Below are 15824 nucleotides of genomic sequence, written 5' to 3' on the forward strand. Positions count from 1 at the left end.
GGCAAAATGAACCAGCACAGCCCCATCAAAGGCCGGGGATCGCTGATCGAACGCGCGACCGAAATCTATGATTTCAGCGCCGCGCTGCGCGGTCGTGCCGCGCCGCAGGTCGATGCGTCCGATCTGCCGCCCGAACCCGTCGCCGCGCCGACAGCATCGCCGACATTCGCGCCGACGCCTGCGCCCGCAGCTTTTGCGCCCGACACGCCGTTCACGCCACCTACGCCCCGCGCGCCGGACTGGACCGGTCCGGTCCAGCCGATCGACAGGGGAAAGCTGACCGAGGCAGGCTTCCTGCGCCCCGACGCCGCGGTCACGACGATGAGCGAGGAGTTTCGACTGCTCAAGCGCGACCTGCTGTCGCAACTGCACAGGAATCCGCGCGGCAACCGCATTCTCGTCTGTTCGGCACATAGCGGCGATGGCAAGACATTCTGCGCGATCAATCTGGCGCTCAGTCTGGCGGCGGAGAAGGATCGCGAAATCCTGCTGGTCGATGCCGATTTCGGAAAGCCGGGCATTCCCGCGCAACTGGGGCTGGAATCCGGTCCCGGCCTGATGGATGCGCTGGCTGATCCGACCATCGCGATCGAAGATTGCGTCATCCGGACAGACATCCCATCGCTGTCCGTGCTGCCCGCGGGGCAGCGCAGCCATGACGACACCGAATATCTGGCATCGGCGCGGACCGAAGCCCTGCTCAATCGCCTGACCGAAGGTCGCCCGGACAGGATTGTCATCTTCGATTCGCCGCCGCTTCTGGCGGCATCGCCTGCTGCCGTTCTGGCCAGCCATGCGGCTATCGCGCTGCTGGTGGTGCGCGCCGACAGGACGTCCGAAAGCGCGCTGCGCGAAGCGGCCGCCATGCTGAAGGGCGGGGCGCAGATTCAGCTTCTGCTCAACGCCGTCCGCTTTGGCAGCGGCAACCGTCGTTTCGGCAGCTATTATGCCAAGGGGGATTCCCAGTCATGACCGTCCGGTTCTGGATAGCGGGCGCATCTTTCGCCGCGCTGGCGGTGGCAGCAATGCCCGCCCATGCGCAAAATGCGTCGGGCGGCAAACGTACTGACGTCGTGCCCTATCTGGGCGTGGATCAGATCGTCATGGCCCCGCTGAAAGGCGAAGGCGATGTACTGACCTACACCAACGTCACGGCAGGCGTCACCGCGCAGGTGCAGACCCGCCGCGTCGAAGCGGTGATCGACCTGCAATATAATCACAGTTTCGGCTGGGGCCGGGAGGCGACGGATCAGGATGTCGTCAGCGGCATCGCGCATCTCAACGCCAATCTGGGCAGCGGGTTCGCGCTGATGAGCGGGGGCCTTGCCACCCGCATCCGCACCGACGGCTTTGCGGGCGCCGCGCCTCAGCGCAACAGCTTCACCAGCCAGGTCTATTCCGGCTATGTCGGGCCATCCTATACGAAGCAGCTGGGCGACTTTACCGTCAACGGCTCCTATCGCCTGGGCTATACGCGGGTGGACGACAGCGTAAATCGGAATTTCGACGGCTTTCAGCCGGACGGTTCCTTTGCCGACAGCTTCACGCACAGCCTGTTCGGATCGGTGGGTTTTTCACCCGATACGGTGCTGCCGGGCATCGGCCTGACCGCCAGCGCAGGCTATGATCGTGAGGACGCAAGCCAGCTTGATCAGCGGTTCGAGGATCTGTGGGGCCGGGTCGACGCGACCGTGCCGGTATCGCCCACGCTCGCGCTGGTGGGCGGCGTCGGCTATGAAAAGATCGAAATCAGCCAGCGTTCGCCGGAACTGGACGCAACGACCGGCGCGCCGCTAATCCGCAACGGCCGTTATGTAACGGACAAGGATTCGCCGCGCGCCCTGATCTATGATTTTGACGACATCATCTGGGATGTCGGCGTATTGTGGCGGCCCAGCCGTCGCACGACTTTGCAGGCGCGCGTGGGCGAACGCTATGGCGGCATGACCTATCAGGGCAGCTTCCTGTGGCAGGGGCGAAACAGCAGCTTCGCCGTCATCGTCTTTGACGGGATCGACAGTTTCGGTCGCATGATCAACGCCAATGTGGCGGCCCTGTCCGGTAACAGCTTCGATGTCGCGCGCAATCCGTTCACTGGCGACATCACCGGTTGCGCCTTTTCGACCACGGGCGGGGGACAATGTTTCAACGATGCATTGTCCGGCATTACCGACGCGAATTTCCGCTATCGCGGCGTATCGACCCAATATGCGATGCAGAACGGCCCATGGGGCTGGGGGATCGGCGCGGGCTATTCGCAACGCAAATTCATCACCCCCAATGGTCAGGTCGTCCTGATCCGCGGGTCGCGTGACGAAAACTGGTATGGCAATGCGTTCGTCAATTACGCCATCAGCGGCACCGACAGCATCGATCTGGTTGGTTATGTCAATTATTTCGATGCCAGCGGCGATCGTCAGGATGTGCTGAACTATGGTGCCTTCGCCAGCTATTTCAAAAATCTGTCACGCCGTCTGTCCGCATCGGCATCACTGGGGCTGGACGGCGTGAAGGCGGACGATCTGGAAACCATCATCAGTGCTATGGGGCAGGTCGGCCTGCGCTACAGCTTCTGATCGGTCGGCTTGGGAGACGAAGAAATGTACGATCAATTCTACGGATTGCAGGGCCGTCCGTTCCAGCTGACGCCGGACCCGCATTATTATTTCGAAAGCGCCACCCATCGCAAGGCGCTGTCCTATCTGGGCTATGGTCTGGCGCAGGGCGAAGGCTTCATCGTCATCACCGGCGACATTGGCGCGGGCAAGACGACGCTGGTCGGCCATCTCATGCAGACCATCGACCCGGCGCGCCTGACCGCGGTCAAGATCGTGTCGACGCAGGTCGGCGGCGACGACATGCTGCGCCTTGCTGCGCAGAGCTTCGGCCTCGCCGTCGATGGTCAGGCCAAGGCGACGATCCTGCACCAGATCGAAGGCTTCCTCTACGCGCAGGCGCGCGCAGGTCGGCGCAGCCTGCTGATCGTCGACGAAGCGCAGAATCTGGGCGTATCCGCGATCGAAGAATTGCGGATGCTGTCCAATTTCCAGCTGGGCGGCCAGTCGCTGTTGCAGATTTTCCTGCTGGGCCAGCCGGAATTTCGCGATCTCATCAAATCGCCCGGACTGGAACAGCTGCGCCAGCGCGTCATCGCGACCCATCATCTGGAACCGATGATGGCGAATGAAGTCGAACCCTATATCATTCACCGCCTGTCGATCGCGGGATGGAACGGCAATCCTGGCTTCACGCCGGGGGCCTTCGCGGCGCTTTATGCTGCTACCGGGGGTGTGCCCCGCCGCCTGAACGCGCTGGTCAGCCGCGTACTGTTGCTGGGTGCGATCGAACAGCTGAACCTGATCGACGAAGACGTCGTCGCGGCAGTGGTTGCCGATATGGGGCTGGACGCAGATGTGGCGCCGGAAACGGTCGCCGCTTCGGCTCTGGACGATGTTGCAGAGGTGAAACAGGCAGCCATAGAGCCGGAACCGTTCGAAGCCGATCCGGAAACGCGCCATGAAGATGGCTCTATCGAAGCAGAACCTGTCGCTGAGGAAGCGGATCGGTTCGTAGACGTTGAACCGGTCGCGCTTGAAGACGATCAGCTAGTTGAGGCTGAAACGATCGAAGCTGGACCGGTCGAACCCGAACAGGCCGAAGCGGAACAGGTCGAAGAGGACGCCATCGAACTGGACGCCGCATGGGCGCAGCCTGTGTCGGAAGCGGATGAACCCGCAGAAGACCACATCGAACCGGCACCGGTCGAAGACAATCTGGCAGAGCGGGTCTTTGCGGCGGCATCGTCGGACAATGTCGCGCCCTTCGCCCGGCCTGTGGCCTTCGCGCCGCCCCGGCCCGTAGCCTTCGATGACGAACCCGAAGCGGAGGAAATCGATAGCTGGGACGATGATGTCGTGCCGTCCATCGCCGCCGAAGATGCGGCGCGGGTCACCGCCGACAGTCAGGCTGCGGCGTTCGACGCGCCCGACATCGAAGCGCTGCGCGCCGACATGCTCAGTGAAATCGAAGCGTTGCGCGCCGAAATCGCGTCGCTGCGCGCTGTTCATTCGCATGCGCCCTTCGGCCAGCCGACCCAGCCCGAAGTCGATCCCGAAGCGCTCAAGGACTGCTTCACGCTGATCGAGGAACGGCTCGCCGCGCTCGAATTTCGTGCGGAGGAACAGGATACGGCGCTGCGCCGGGTTCTTACCCTGCTGGTCGACTGGGTCGAACGCGAAGAGCACATGGCGAATATGCAGGCTGGCGTCGCCGCCTGAACGGGCCACGCCCCCTGATTGCTGAAGTTGGAGTGTCATGCAGAACGCCCTGTCTGTCGATGTCGAAGACTGGTTTCAGGTCGGCGCGTTTGAACGCACGCTGAAACGCGCCGACTGGGATGGCCTGACCCACAGGGTCGAAGGCAATACCGATGCGGTGCTGGATCTGTTCGCGCAGGCTGATGTGAAGGCGACTTTCTTCACGCTTGGCTGGGTGGCGGAACGCTATCCCGCGCTCATGCGGCGCATCGCCGATGCGGGGCATGAAGTGGCGAGCCATGGCTATGACCATGCCCGCGTCTTCACCTTCACGCCGGAAGAATTTCGGGCGGACCTGCGCAAATCGCGCGCCATTTTGGAGGATGCGAGTGGGCAGGCGGTGACCGGCTATCGCGCGCCCAGCTTCTCCATCGATCCGCGCACGCCATGGGCGCACCCGATACTGGCGGAGGAAGGCTATCGCTATTCCTCCAGCGTCGCGCCGATCCGGCACGATCATTATGGCTGGCCGGATTCGCCGCGCTTCGCATGGAAACCGGTTGCCGATGCGCCGCTGGTGGAATTGCCGGTGACGACCGCCAAATGGCGCAACCGCACGCTGGCGGCGGGTGGCGGGGGCTTTTTCCGATTGCTGCCCTATGGCTTTTCGCGCTGGGCGATCCGGCAGGTGAATGAACAGGCGGGCCGTCCGGCGATCATCTATTTCCACCCGTGGGAAATCGATCCTGATCAGCCGCGCGTCAGCGATGCGCCGCTGCGGTCGCGCCTGCGCCATTACAGCAACCTGTCGGTCATGGCGGCCAAATTACGGCGCCTGACCCGCGATTTCGCATGGACGCGCGTGGACGCGCTGGCCGATGCGGAAGCGGCGCGCGCGGCATGATCGGCGGGCCGATAGCGGACATGCGCGTCACGATGTTGGACGTCGATGATCCCGCGCAGGCACAGGCGGCCGACGCATTCGTCCTCGACCATCCAGACAGCACGCCTTTCCATCGCACCGCCTGGCTGCGCGCGATCACGCAGGCGACCGGGCATCGCGCCCTGTTGCTGGCGGCGGTCGCGCCGTCGGGTGAGATCAGGGGGCTGCTGCCGCTCCATCATATCAAAAGCCGTCTGTTCGGTCAGGCGCTGGTATCGTCGGGCTTCGCGGTCGACGGCGGCCTGCTGGTGCAGGATGATCGCGCGATCGCGCCGCTTGCGGATGCGGCCCGGCAAATGGCGATGGACCGGCGCAAGGCGCCGCTGGAACTGCGCGGCGGCCCCGCGCCGGGCGGCGACTGGCATGTGCGCGAAGGGCAGTATCTGGGCTTCGTCCGCCCCATCGCATCCGATGAGGAGGCCGAACTGCTGGCCATCCCGCGCAAGCATCGCGCCGAATTGCGAAAGGCGCTGGCGAACCCGTCACTCAGCGTGGAAACCGGACGCAGCGCTCGCTTGATCCGCGAACATTACCGCATCTATGCGACCAGCGTCCGCAATCTGGGCACCCCGGTCTTTTCGGCGCGGCTGTTCCGTGCGGTGCTGGACAATTTCGGCGACGACGCCGACCTTCTGGTCGTGCGCAATGGCAAGCGGCCGGTTTCGGCCGTCCTGACGCTCTATCATCGTGGCCATGTCATGCCCTATTGGGGTGGCGGGATCGCGCAGGCGCGCCAGCTGCGTTCCAACGAACTGATGTATTTCCGCCTGATGGGCCATGGCCGCGCACTGGGCATGACCCATTTCGATTTCGGCCGGTCAAAGGTCGGCAGCGGACAGGCCGCCTGGAAAAAGAGCTTCGGGTTCGAACCGACGCCGCGCCTGTATCATGAATGGTCCGCGACCGGCGCGAAGCGGGACGTCAATCCCACCAGCGCCAAATATCAGCGCCGCGTCGACCTGTGGAAGAAACTGCCGCTGCCCGTCGCCAACCTGCTGGGACCGATGATCTCGCGGGGACTGGGATGACCGGCGACATTCTCTTCCTGTGTCATCGCATCCCCTTTCCACCCGATCGGGGGGACAAGATCCGGTCCTTCCATCTGTTGAAGCGTCTGGTGGACATCGCGCCCGTGCATGTCGGCTGTTTCGCCGATGATGATCGCGACATGGGCTTTGCCTCCGACATGGCCCGGATCACCGCCAGCCAGTGCGTGGTCAGGCGCGATCGGTCGAAAATCGTCGCGGGTCTGACGGGCCTTGCCCGGCGACAGCCGTTGTTGGTGTCACTGTTCGACCATCCCGACCTGCATCGCTGGGTGGCGCGCACCATGGCGGAACGGCCGATCCGGGCGGTCGTTGCCTATTCGGCGCAAATGGCGCATTTCGTCCCGACCCTGCCCGATCATGTCCGCTTCCTGATGGATTTCGTCGATTTCGATTCCGCCAAATATGCGGCCTATGGCGCGCAGGGCGGTGGCCCGATGGGCTGGATCAACCGACGTGAAGGGCGGGTGCTGTTCGATTTCGAGCGGCGGACCGCCGCGCGCGCCGATGTCAGCGCCTTCGTCAGCGAAGCCGAAGCGGCCCTGTTCCGCGATGCCTGTGGCCTTGGCCCTGACCGGGTGATCGCCATCGAAAATGGCGTGGCGCTCGATTATTTTGATCCGGCGGCCGATTTTCCGGCGATCGACCGGGGGCAGGGGCAGGGGCAGGGGCAGGGGCAGGGGCCGTTGCTCGTCTTCACCGGCCAGATGGACTATCGCCCCAATATCGAGGCGGTCGACAGTTTCGCGCGCCACACGCTTCCCGCGATCCGGGCCGTCCATCCCGATGCGCGCTTCGCTATTGTCGGGCGCAACCCGTCGAAATCGGTCGAATCGCTGGCGCAGTTGCCCGGTGTCATCGTGACCGGTGGCGTGCCGGACGTGCGCGGCTGGCTGGCGGCGGCCGATGTCGTCGTCGCGCCCCTGCGCATCGCGCGCGGCATTCAGAACAAGGTGCTGGAAGCGATGGCCATGGCCCGCCCGGTCGTCGCGTCTCCACAAGCGGGCGAAGGGATCGATGCCGATGACGAACGCCATCTCCTGATCGCCGCCGACCCGGCCCAAGAAGCCGCAAAGATCATCGCGCTGCTCGCCGATCCGGCCCGCGCATGCGCATTGGGGCTGGCCGCGCGCGGGCGGGTGGAACAGCGGTATCGCTGGTCGGCGACGCTTGCCGCCTTGCCCGATCTGCTGTCCGCCCCCTTCGCTGATGGCGCGCAGGCGGCATGAACGGTCGCACCGCACAGATGGAACCGGCTCGCTTTGCCGATCTGACCGGCTGGCGCGGCCATCTGATCGCGCTGTGCGTCGTCGCCTTTGCGATCCTGACGCTGTTCTTCGACGATGTGCGATCGATGGTGACGATCTGGTGGTACGCCTCCACTTTCGGCCATTGCCTGTTCATTCCTTTCCTGATCGCATGGCTGGTTCAGCAACGCCTGCCGGGCCTGCGTCAATTGACGCCGGTCGTCTGGGCGCCGGGCCTGATATGGCTGGGAATGGGCGCATTCGCCTGGCTGCTGGGGGCGGCGGCGGGCGTCGCAGTCGTCCGTCACGGCGCGCTCGTCCTGATGTTGCAGGGCGCGACCATCGCTCTGTTGGGACCGGCGGTGGCGCGGGCGCTGCTCTTTCCGCTTTTCTATGCCTTCTTCATGGTGCCCTTTGGCGAGGAAATCGTGCCGCCGCTGCAATTGGTGACGGCGCGCCTCACCATGCTGCTGCTCGACCTGTGGGGCGTCCCCGCCCATATGGAGGGCATATTCATCACCACGCCCACGGGCTATTTCGAAGTGGCGGAGGCCTGTTCCGGCGCGAAATTCCTGATCGCCATGACCGCCTATGGCGCGCTGGTATGCAATGTCTGTTTTCGCAGCTGGTCGCGCCGCATCATCTTTCTGACCGGCGCGCTCTGCCTGTCGGTGCTGGCCAATGGGGTGCGCGCTTTCGCCACCATATTGGTCGCGCATCTGACGACGGTGGATGCCGCGGTCGGTTTCGACCATGTCGTCTATGGCTGGGTCTTCTTCGCCATCATCATGATCGTCGTTATGGCGACGGCATGGCCTTTCTTCGACCGCAAGCCCGGCGACCCGTGGTTCGACCCCCGTGCCTTGCAGGCTGTGGCCCCCGCATCCTCCTCCGCCGGGACGATGGCTGGCGCGGCGCTGGCCATCATCATTGCCGCGCCGCTGTGGCTGGCTGCGACGGCCGCGGCGGCCGATCCGCTGCCGCCGGTGCTGGACATGCCGCAATTGCGTGGCTGGACCCGAACCGATGCGCCGCAGGCCTATCCATGGAAACCGCAGTTCGACGGGGCGGACCATTTCGTCACGGGCCGCTATCGCAATGATCGGGGGCAGGTGGTGGACCTCAGCATCGCCACCTTCGCGCGGCAGGATGAAGGGCGCGAACTCGTCGGTTTCGGGCAAGGCGCCGCCGATCCGGACAGCGAATGGGTGTGGTCATCGCCAGCCCGCGCCCCTGCCGATGCGCGCGGGGAACAGATTACCGCGCCCGGTCCGGTGGTTCGCCATGTCGTCAGCTATTATCGCGTGGGCGAAGGCCGCCTGACCGGCAGCAAGCCCGCAGTCAAACTGGCAACGATGGAGGCGCGCCTGCTGGGCAGGGACCAGCGCGCCGTCGCCATCCTCGTCTCGGCGGAGGAAGCCGAAGGCCGTCGTTCCGATGCCGCCATCACCGCCTTTCTGAAAGAGCTTGGCGACGTGCGACTTTTGGCTGACCGCAGCATCGGTATCCGCTAGAGCTTGACCCCATGTGTGGCATAGCGGGCATCTTTCACCTCGAAACGGCAAAGCCCGTGGACCCGGCACGGGTACGCGCGATGCTGGACATCATGCCGCATCGCGGCCCGGACGGAAGCGGCATCTGGACCGCGCCCGGGGTTGGTCTGGGGCATCTGCGCCTGTCTATCATCGATCTCGAATCGGGCGCACAGCCGATGCTGACGGAGGACGAAAGCCTTGCCGTCGTCTTCAACGGTGAAATCTATAATTTCGCGGAAGTCCGCGCCGAGCTGGAGGCGAAAGGCCATGTCTTTCGCACCCATAGCGACACCGAAGTCATCCTGCACGGCTATCGCCAATGGGGTGAGGATTGCGTGCGACGATTCAATGGCATGTTCGCCTTCGCCCTGTTCGATGCGCGGGCGCAGTCGCTCTGGCTGGTGCGCGACCGGATGGGGGTCAAGCCGCTTCATTATGCGCTTCTGTCCGACGGCAGCCTGATCTTCGGATCGGAATTGAAGAGCCTGCTGGCCCATCCGCTGCTGCGCCGCGCGCCCGATCTGAGCGCGGTCGAGGATTATATGGCCTATGGCTATGTGCCCGACGATGCCTGTCTGGTGGCCGGCGTGCGCAAGCTGGGTGCGGGCGAAACGCTGCGTCTGGTGCGCGGCCGGTCCTTGTCGCAACCGCAACGCTATTGGGATGTCAGCTTCGCCGACCGGACGAAGGCGAAACCCGAAGCGCTGGAGGAGGAACTGGTCGCACTGATGCGGCAGGCGGTACGATCGCGCATGGTGGCCGACGTGCCGCTGGGCGCGTTCCTGTCGGGCGGTGTGGACAGCAGCAGCGTCGTCGCGCTGATGGCCGAAGCATCGACGCAGGCGGTCAAGACCTGCACCATCGGCTTCGATGTCGCCAGCCTTGACGAAACCGCCTATGCCGACCGGATCGCCCGCCGCTTTGCCACCGATCACCGCACGCGCATCGTGTCGCCCGACGATTATGGCCTGATCGACCGGCTGGCCTTTCATTTCGACGAACCCTTTGCCGACGCGTCCGCGCTGCCCACTTTCCGGGTGTGCGAACTGGCGCGGGAACAGGTGACGGTCGCCCTGTCCGGCGACGGCGCGGACGAAGCCTTTGCCGGTTATCGCCGCCACCGGTTCCAGATGCAGGGCGAACGTTTCCGATCGCTGGTCCCCGCGTCAGTGCGTCAGCCGCTGTTCGGAACGCTGGGCAGATATTATCCCAAGGCCGACTGGGCGCCCCGCGCGCTTCGTGCCAAGACCACCTTCCTCGAACTGGCGGGGGAGGGGGGGGAGGCCTATGCCGCGTCCGTCGGGGTGACCCCGCGCGCGTTGCGCCAGCGCCTCTTCAGTCAGGATATGAAGGGGCGTCTGGGCGCCTATCGGGCCGAGGATCGCTATATCAAGGTGATGGCCGATGCGCCCGCGCGCGACCCGCTCGACCGGGCGCAATATGCCGAAATTCGCATCAGGCTACCCGGTGACAAACAGACGAAAACCGACCGGATTAGCCTGGCCGTAAGCCTGGAGGCGCGCGAGCCGCTGCTCGATCACCGTCTGGTCGAATTTGCCGCCCGCCTGCCGGTGGCCCAGCGGATACGCGGCAACAGCGGCAAATATCTGATGAAGAAGGCGATGGAGCCTTATCTTCCGCAGGACATACTCTATCGCCAGAAAATGGGCTTTGTAACACCGACCAGCGCATGGTTCCGCGGCGCGCTGGCTGGCGAAGCGACGGCCATTGCCGGTGGCTCCGCACTGGCGAAAACCGGCTGGTTCGATGCGAAGATGCTGGCAAAGGTCGCGGCGGACCATCGGTCGGGCGTATCCGACCATGGCCGGTTGCTGTGGCAGTTGCTGATGCTGGACAAGTCGCTGACCCGACTGTTCGGGGTGTGACAGCGCCCCCTTGCAACCCGCGCCCGCCAATGCCAACGGGACGCATGACGACAATCAGGGCGCAACAGTGACAGTCTCCAAGGAAATCGTTCGGCTGCGGCTTTATGCGCTGTGCCTTGCCGGCGACATGGCGGGGCTGTTCTGTGCCTTCCTTGCCGCCAACTGGTTCGTGCTGGGCGCGTTATGGGGCGAACCGGGCAAGCCCCATGGTCTGGTGATGTTCGCCATGGTCGCGCCGCTCTATGCGCTGCTGGCGGTGCAGGGCGGGGCCTATGGCATCGCCACGCTGGATCATGTGCGGCGCGGCATCACCCGCGCGCTGCTGGCGTTGGCACAGGCGGCGTTGCTGATGCTGCTGATCGTCTATCTGGGCAAGATCGCGGAACAATTGTCGCGTCTGACCTTCGTCGCTGGCCTTGTGCTGGGCGCGGTTGCGCTGTCGATCGTGCGTCTGGCGGTGGCGCGTCTGGCGGTCAGCCTGTTGGGCGACGTACCGCATCTGACTGCCGTCATCATGGATGGGGTGCGCATCGAAACCGGCCCGCATATGGAAGTGATAGAGGCTGACGCGGCCAATCTGCACCCCGAACGGCATGATGCCGACATGGCGGCGCGGCTGGCGAGCGCGGTCGGCACGGCCGAACGGGTGATTGTCGCCTGCCCGCTGGAACGGATGGACGACTGGTCGGCGGCGCTCAAATCGCTGTCGGCACGGGGGGAGATCGTCGTTCCCGAACTGTTGCGCTTCGCCCCTGCGCGGGTGGACGAGTTTGACGGCCAACCCACCATCATCGTGGCGGGCGGGCCGATGCATTTTCGCGATCGCCTGATCAAGCGGCTATTCGATCTGATCGTCGCCAGCATAGCCACGATCCTGCTTTCGCCGATCCTGATCGGCGCGGCGATCGCCGTCCGCCTGTCCAGCCCCGGCCCGGCCCTGTTCCGTCAACCGCGCATCGGGAAGGATGCACGGCCTTTCTCCATCTATAAATTCCGTTCCATGCGGGCGGAGGTCAGCGATCACAAGGCCGCAACGCTCACGCGCCGCGACGACGATCGCGTTACCCGCGTCGGCGCGTTCCTGCGCAGCACCAGCATCGATGAACTGCCCCAGTTGTTCAACGTGCTAAAGGGCGACATGAGCATCGTCGGCCCGCGCCCCCATGCCGCCGCCGCCAAGGCAGGGGACAGCCTCTATTGGGAGGTCGATGCCCGTTACTGGGGACGGCATTGCATCAAACCGGGGATGACCGGCCTTGCGCAGGTGCGCGGCCATCGCGGCTCCACCGATCATCATCAGGATCTGATCGACCGGCTACAGTCCGACCTTGAATATGTCAGCGACTGGTCGATCTGGCGCGATGTGCGGATCATCTTCGCGACGCTGGGCGTGCTGGTCCATCACAAGGCCTATTGATCATGGCGACGAACATCATTCTGGCCGCCATCCTGATCCTCTGCCTGATCGTGGTGGCGTGGCCTTTCCTCTTCTACCCGCTGATCCTGCGCGCCCTGCCGACCCGGCCGGAAGCACCCGTGGCTGGCCCTGCACCCAGCGCATCCCTCCTTTTCTGCGCCTATAATGAGGCGGCGGCGATGCCCGAAAAGCTCGCCAATCTGGCGATGCTGAAAGCGCGGCATCCGACGCTTGAAATCCTCGCCTTCGATGACGCGTCGTCGGACGGCACCGGCGATCTGATCGCCGCGCAGGACGATCTGGTCACCCTGATCCGCGGTCCGGGACGCAGCGGCAAAGCGCATGGCATGAAACAATTGGCGGCGCAGGCGCGCGGCGATGTGCTGATCTTCACCGACGCCAATGTGCTGCTGGATGCCGACGCCATCGACAATCTGCTGGCGCGCTATGCCGATCCGCAGATTGGCGGCGTGCTGGGATCGCTGCACTATATCGGTGCGGAAGACAGCGCGACCGCGTCGGTCGGCTCGCTCTACTGGCGGATCGAGGAGAAGCTGAAGGACGAGGAATCGCGCACCGGCAATGTGCTGGGGGCGGATGGATCGATCTTCTCTATCCGGCGCAGCCTCTATCCGGAGTTTCCCGACAGCGTGCTGGACGACCTGACCGTATCCATGGCGGTGGTGTTTGCGGGCAGGCGCCTCGTTAAGGCGACGGATGTGATCGCCCGCGAGCGGCTGGTGACCGCGCGCACGGACGAATATCGGCGCAAGGTGCGCATCGCCGCGCGCGCATGGCACACGCACAGCCATCTGCGCCCGCAATTGCGCCGGATGAGCGCCATCGACCGCTTCAAATATGCCTCGCGCAAGATCGTTCGCTGGTTCGGCGGCCTGTTCATCCTGACAGGCGCCATCGCGGCGGGCGTTCTGGCGATGCGGATTTCGCCCGCGCTCTATCTGGCGGGCGCGCTGGGCGTTGTCGTCATCATCTGGATCGGCGTGCGGGCAAAGAGCGGTCCCTTCGCCGCGCTGGTGGATATAGTGATCGCCTATGCCGCCACGCTTCAGGGCGTGGCAAAGGCGATGACCGGCCGCACCGTCACCATATGGAACCCCGCCCAGTCGCGCTGATATATTCGCGCCGGGCGGGGCCGTGGCCTTACTGCCCCTTCACATAGACCCGCTTGCCGCCGATCCAGGTTTCCAGAACCTGCGTCTGGCGGATGTCGGCGGGCGTCGCACCCGAAATATCCCGGTCGATCAGCAGGAAGTCGGCGCGCTGCCCCGGCACCAGACTGCCGAACTTCTTTTCCGCAAAACCGGCATAGGATGCCTGACGGGTAAAGGCGTCCAGCGCCGCTTCGAACCCGATCTTCTGCCCCGGCATCCATCCGCCCGCCGGTTCGCCCTTCGCATCCTGACGGCTCATCGCCACGGCAATGCCCGCAAAGGGATTGGGGCTTTCCACCGGTACGTCCGATCCGAAGGCGAGCGGGACGCGATTGTCCAGCATCGCCTTCCACGCATAGGCGCCGTCGAGCCGCGCTTCGCCCAGCCGCGTCGTCGCCATGCGCCAGTCTGACGCCTGATGCACCGGCTGCATCGACGCGATCGCGCCCAGCGGGCCGAAACGCGGCAGGTCCGACGGCGTGACGATCTGCGCATGTTCCACGCGCCAGCGCCGGTCGCCCTTATAGGTGTCGTTCAGTTCCTCGATCGCGTTCAGCAATTCATGATTGGCCGCGTCGCCGATGGCATGGACGGTGACCTGAAAATTATCCATCGCCGCCCGGCTCATGAAATTGCGGAGCTGCGTGTCGGGGATCATCGGCAGGCCGCGCTGCCCCGGCGCGTCGGCATAATCGGCGCGCAACCACGCGCCCCGCGATCCCAGCGCGCCGTCCAGCATCAGCTTCACGCCGCCCATGCGCAGATGGTCGTCATACAGCCATGGCGTGGGTTCCGGCCCCGCGATCAGCACCATATTGTCGATGCCATAGGCGTAGGACATGATCCGCACGCGCAGCGCCCCGCGATCGGCGGATCGGCGGAATGCCTGCCAATCCTCAATGCTGGTGCCCATGTCGGCGATGCCGGTGATGCCTACGGCCAACAGGGCGCGCTGCGCCTTTTCCAGCGCGGTGTCGCGGTCCCTGGGGGCTGGCGGCGGCACGACGCGCTGGATCAGGCTCATCGCTTTGTCCACGAACACGCCCGCAGGCTTGCCGCCCGCCATTTCGATGCGTCCGCCCATCGGTGCCTTGCTCGTTCCGTTCACGCCCGCCGCGCGGATCGCCGCGCTGTTGGCCCAGCCCGCATGGCCATCGATCCGTTCCAGCCACACCGGAATGCCGCCCACGGCCGCGTCCAGTTCTGCGGCGGTGGGGAAACGGCCCAGCCCCCATTGTTCCTGGTTCCAGCCCGTGCCGATAATCCATTTGCGCCCGTCATTGGCCTGCGCATAGGCGCGGATCTTCGCCTGCGCTTCTTCGAGTGACTTCGTGTCCGACAGGTCCAGCGTGATCAGCGACAGGCCGTATCCCATCACATGCCCATGCCCGTCGATCAGGCCGGGGATCATCGTCTTGCCACCAGCATCCATCTTGAACGCGGGCGCCTTGGGCCGTTCGGGCCATGGCTGGCCGCGCTTGGGCTTTTTGGGCTTATACTCCGGTTCCTTGTAGCGTTCGGTCAGCAGTTTCTCGACCTTGCCATCGTCATCGATCTGCAGCGCGACGAAGCGCACGATCTTGCCATTGGCGTCCAGCGCGATGCCGTTCACATTGTCGATGACGCCGAATGCGGATGCAGAAGAGGGGAGGGTGATCGCGGCGATCGCCGCCAGCCATGCCGCCTTCATGCGCGGGTGATCCGCCGTACCAGCGCGCTGGTATCCTGCCGATTGCCGCCTAACGCCTGCACATCGGCATAATATTGATCGATCATCGCCGTCACCGGCAGGGTCGCGCCATTCGCCCGCGCTTCTTCCAGCGCCAGCCCCAGATCCTTGCGCATCCAGTCCACCGCAAATCCGAAATCGAAACTATCGTCTGCCATCGTCTTCCATCGATTGTCCATCTGCCAGCTTTGCGCCGCGCCGCCCGAAATCGCTTCGAACACCTTGTTCAGGTCCAGTTCGGCCGCCTGCGCGAAACGCAGCGCTTCCGACAGGCCCTGCAAAACGCCGCCGATGCAGATCTGGTTCACCATCTTCGTCGTCTGGCCCGCGCCTGCGGTGCCCACATGCACGACGCGCGCGGCATAGGCTTGCATCACCAGCCTGGCTGCGGCCACCGCCGGTTCGCTGCCCCCGCACATGACGGACAGGCGACCATTTTCGGCCCCGGCCTGACCACCCGACACCGGCGCATCGACGCTGTGGATGCCGCGGCTTTCCCCCTCCACGAACAATTGCCGGGCAATCCGCGCCGACACGGTGGTATGGTCGATAAACAGCGCGCCTTCCTTCATCGTGCGGAAAGCGCCCTCGCG

At 64.7% G+C, this 15824-nt stretch carries 11 protein-coding genes and 1 pseudogene; 10 read left to right on the forward strand and 2 right to left on the reverse strand.

Going from position 1 to position 15824, the window contains the following annotated elements; genetic code table 11:
* Positions 1–6: 6 nt before the first annotated feature.
* From ACOJSJ_RS05730 to ACOJSJ_RS05775, 10 genes and pseudogenes are all read left to right on the forward strand, one after another.
* Positions 7–972, forward strand: a complete 966-nt coding sequence (locus ACOJSJ_RS05730; RefSeq protein ID WP_420144025.1) for an AAA family ATPase — start codon at positions 7–9, stop codon at positions 970–972.
* A complete protein-coding gene (locus ACOJSJ_RS05735) occupies positions 969–2576 on the forward strand; it encodes a hypothetical protein (protein WP_420144026.1) in 1608 nt (535 codons plus the stop codon). Before ACOJSJ_RS05730 ends, ACOJSJ_RS05735 begins: the two co-directional genes overlap by 4 nt.
* A gap of 24 nt (positions 2577–2600) precedes the next feature.
* Positions 2601–3500 (forward strand): annotated as a pseudogene (locus ACOJSJ_RS05740) (XrtA/PEP-CTERM system-associated ATPase); the annotation flags it as partial.
* A gap of 814 nt (positions 3501–4314) precedes the next feature.
* Positions 4315–5160 carry an XrtA system polysaccharide deacetylase gene (locus ACOJSJ_RS05745; RefSeq protein ID WP_420144027.1) on the forward strand — a complete coding sequence of 282 codons (846 nt, stop codon included), beginning with the start codon at positions 4315–4317 and terminating at the stop codon, positions 5158–5160.
* Positions 5157–6227, forward strand: a complete 1071-nt coding sequence (locus tag ACOJSJ_RS05750) for a FemAB family XrtA/PEP-CTERM system-associated protein (RefSeq protein WP_420144028.1) — start codon at positions 5157–5159, stop codon at positions 6225–6227. Before ACOJSJ_RS05745 ends, ACOJSJ_RS05750 begins: the two co-directional genes overlap by 4 nt.
* Positions 6224–7474: a TIGR03087 family PEP-CTERM/XrtA system glycosyltransferase gene (locus ACOJSJ_RS05755; protein ID WP_420144029.1), complete on the forward strand. Its 1251-nt coding sequence runs from the start codon at positions 6224–6226 to the stop codon at positions 7472–7474. Before ACOJSJ_RS05750 ends, ACOJSJ_RS05755 begins: the two co-directional genes overlap by 4 nt.
* Positions 7471–9006, forward strand: coding sequence for an exosortase A (gene xrtA / locus ACOJSJ_RS05760; RefSeq protein ID WP_420144030.1), 1536 nt, complete (start codon positions 7471–7473; stop codon positions 9004–9006). Before ACOJSJ_RS05755 ends, xrtA begins: the two co-directional genes overlap by 4 nt.
* An 11-nt stretch (positions 9007–9017) precedes the next feature.
* Positions 9018–10913, forward strand: a complete 1896-nt coding sequence (locus ACOJSJ_RS05765; RefSeq protein ID WP_420144031.1) for an XrtA/PEP-CTERM system amidotransferase — start codon at positions 9018–9020, stop codon at positions 10911–10913.
* A gap of 67 nt (positions 10914–10980) precedes the next feature.
* A complete protein-coding gene (locus ACOJSJ_RS05770; protein WP_420144032.1) occupies positions 10981–12330 on the forward strand; it encodes a sugar transferase in 1350 nt (449 codons plus the stop codon).
* A 2-nt stretch (positions 12331–12332) separates the two neighbouring features.
* The gene (locus tag ACOJSJ_RS05775) at positions 12333–13463 is read left to right on the forward strand and encodes a glycosyltransferase (RefSeq protein WP_420144033.1); all 1131 of its coding nucleotides are present in this window, start codon (positions 12333–12335) and stop codon (positions 13461–13463) included.
* A gap of 28 nt (positions 13464–13491) precedes the next feature.
* Here ACOJSJ_RS05775 and ACOJSJ_RS05780 read toward each other — a convergent pair whose 3' ends face one another.
* Together ACOJSJ_RS05780 and ACOJSJ_RS05785 are read right to left on the reverse strand one after the other, a co-directional pair.
* Positions 13492–15192 (reverse strand): amidohydrolase, encoded by a 1701-nt coding sequence (locus ACOJSJ_RS05780; protein ID WP_420144034.1) that lies wholly within the window; start codon positions 15190–15192, stop codon positions 13492–13494.
* On the reverse strand, positions 15189–15824 hold a 636-nt coding region (locus tag ACOJSJ_RS05785), incomplete at its 5' end, for an NAD(P)-dependent oxidoreductase (RefSeq protein WP_420144035.1). The genes ACOJSJ_RS05785 and ACOJSJ_RS05780, both read right to left, overlap by 4 nt.

The sequence above is a fragment of the Sphingobium sp. genome, from assembly GCF_048594625.1.
Taxonomy (GTDB): domain Bacteria; phylum Pseudomonadota; class Alphaproteobacteria; order Sphingomonadales; family Sphingomonadaceae; genus Sphingobium.